Below are 2814 nucleotides of genomic sequence, written 5' to 3' on the forward strand. Positions count from 1 at the left end.
CCGGCACCCCGGTGACCCCCAAGGTCACCGCGGCGGCCAAGGGCAAGCCGGTCCCCACCAACGACTGGTGGTCCTCGCTGGCCTTCCAGCGGTACGGCGACAATCCGTACTCGACCCCCATGTACGGACACCCGCTCACCTATCAGGCCGTCTCCGGCGGCCTGGAGGTCGGCTATCCGACGACGCCCGCGATCGTCGGCGACGGCCGCCAGTACGAGTTCGCGCACAAGCGCGACCTCACCCTCGGCCTGAGCGGCCTCAACTCCTCCGACACCAAGGCCGACGCCTGGTCCGACTGGACCGTGACCCCCTACTGGTCGGACGGCACCCGCACCCTGCGCACCACCATCGGTCACGGCCTGCCCTACGTCTACGCCAAGGGCTCCGGCGGCAACGCCCAGATCACCACCGCCGGAGCGCCGAGCGTCTTCGCCGACCAGGGCAACGTCCTCGGCATCACCGTTGCCGGTCACCACTACGCCCTCTTCGCCCCCAGCGGCAGCGACTGGAACGTCTCCGGCTCGACGATCACCGCGGGTCTGGGCGCCAAGGACTACTTCTCCCTCGCCGTCCTGCCCTCCACCGACGCGCTCGCCACGTACAAGAAGTACGCCTACAGCTTCGTCACCGGCTCCAAGGCGACCTGGTCGGCCACGGGCGGTTCGGTGAAGGCGACCTACAGCCTCACCACCCAGGCGCAGGAGGGCAGCGAGACCGGCACGCTCCAGGCGCTCTACCGCCACCAGTGGCTGCACACGACCGACGCGCTGACCTCGTACACCTACAAGTCGCCGCGCGGCACGATGAAGGTGCGCGAGGGCACGTCCTTCAGCACCACGCAGAAGTCCTCGTCCGTCCTGCCCGCCCTGCCGAAGTCCTCCGGCGTGGACAAGGCGCGGCTGAAGGGCTATCTCGACGACGTGGCGAACGCCTCCGACCCCTTCTCGGGCGCCAGCGACACCTACTGGACGGGCAAGGCGCTCGGCAGGCTCGCCCAGCTCGTCCCCGTCGCCGACCAGATCGGCGAGACCGCTACCCGCGACAAGCTCCTCGGCCTGATCAAGGGGCGGCTCCAGGAGTGGTTCACCGCCGGGGGCGCGAGCGAGTTCTCCTACGACAAGGACTGGAAGACCCTGATCGGCTACCCGGCGTCGTACGGCAGCGACACCGAGCTCAACGATCACCACTTCCACTACAGCTACTACGTCTACGCGGCGGCGGTCGTCGCCCAGTACGACCAGGCCTGGGCCGCCGACTCGGCGTGGGGCGGCATGGTGAAGACGCTCATCAAGGACGCCGCCAACCCCGCCCGCTCCGACTCGGCCTTCCCCTTCCTGCGCGGCTTCGACATCTACGCGGGCCACAGCTGGGCCTCCGGGCACCAGGGCTTCGCCGCGGGCAACAACCAGGAGTCCTCCTCGGAGTCGACCAACCTCAGCGCGGCCCTGGTCCTGTGGGGTTCGGCCACCGACAACGCCGAACTGCGCGATCTGGGCGCCTATCTGCTGACCACGGAGTCGGAGGCGATCGCCCAGTACTGGTTCGACGCCGACGAGCAGGTCTTCCCCTCCGGGTTCGGCCATGACACGGCCGGAATGGTGTGGGGGAGCGGGGTGGCGTATTCCACGTGGTGGACGGCGAACCCCGAGGAGATCCACGGCATCAACGTGCTGCCGGTCACCGGCGGCTCGCTCCACCTGGCCGGGAACAAGGCCGCGATCCGGCGCAACCTCGCCGAGATGGTCCGGGAGAACGGAGGCCCGGCCGTGGAGTGGCGCGACATCCTCTGGGAGTTTGAGTCGCTCGCCGATCCGGGCGCGGCCAAGGGCAAGTGGGACGCGGGCAACGCCGGTTACACGCCCGAGCAGGGCGAGTCCAAGGCGCACACCTACCACTGGATCGGCACCCTGGACGCCCTCGGCGCGCCCGATACGACCATCACGGGCGACATCCCGACGTCGGCGGTCTTCACCAAGGGCACGACGCGGACCTACGCGGCGCACAACTTCGGCTCCTCCTCCCGCACGGTCACCTTCTCCGACGGCAAGACCCTCACGGTCCCGGCCCGCTCCACCGCCACGGGCAACGGCACGGGCGGTGGCGACCCCGACCCCGAGCCGCCCACGGGCAACGTCTTCCAGCTCCGCAGCGGAGGCACCCTGACCACCGCCACCGGGGCCACGGCGGGCAGCGACACCCTCGCCTCGGCGGGCGGCGCCAACCACGACGGCACGCCGTACCAGCCGCAGGTCTACGAGGCGAAGAACGTCAACGGCACCCTCGCCTCGGGCCGGGCCACGTCCTTCCGCCTCCAGGTGGACGCGGGCACCGCGGTCGGCCTCGGCCAGCAGGCCAGGGTCAGCTACGACCTCACCGGTGACGGCACCTTCGACCGCACGGAGACCTACCAGTACTTCGCGACCGATCCGGTGAACGGCTGGGAGGCCTACAGCGAGGGCCGTGGCCTGAAGTCGGCGACGGGCTCGCTGGGCAACCTCAAGGGCGGCACGGTACGCCTTGAGGTGTGGTCGGCGATCGGCAACGCCCCGGCGAAGCTCCGGACCGGGACGGCTGATTCGACGCTCACGATCCCGTTCGGCTAGCGGGGGACGGCAAGGCGGTGCGGCATGACCTCCCGGTCATGCCGCACGGGGGGGGGAAGACTCGCAAATTCCTTAGCGTTGCCCGTGCTTGCATGGCTGCGACGAGGACGGCTCGTGAGCGCAGGCCGTGCGTGGGGGGGGGGGGGGGGGGGGGGGGGGGGGGGGGGGGGGGGGGGGGCACCGCCTTGCCCTTTATGTCCTTCTTGCGGAT

Annotated in this window: 1 protein-coding gene; it reads left to right on the plus strand. The window is 70.3% G+C overall.

All coding sequences use genetic code 11. The features are described from left to right. A partial coding sequence (locus AB8Z36_RS35680; protein WP_369217540.1) for a glycosyl hydrolase occupies positions 1 to 2603 on the plus strand: 2603 nt, incomplete at its 5' end. Between the last annotated feature and the right edge of the window lie 211 nt (positions 2604 to 2814).

This window comes from Streptomyces flavofungini, assembly GCF_041028215.1.
Lineage (GTDB): Bacteria > Actinomycetota > Actinomycetes > Streptomycetales > Streptomycetaceae > Streptomyces > Streptomyces flavofungini_B.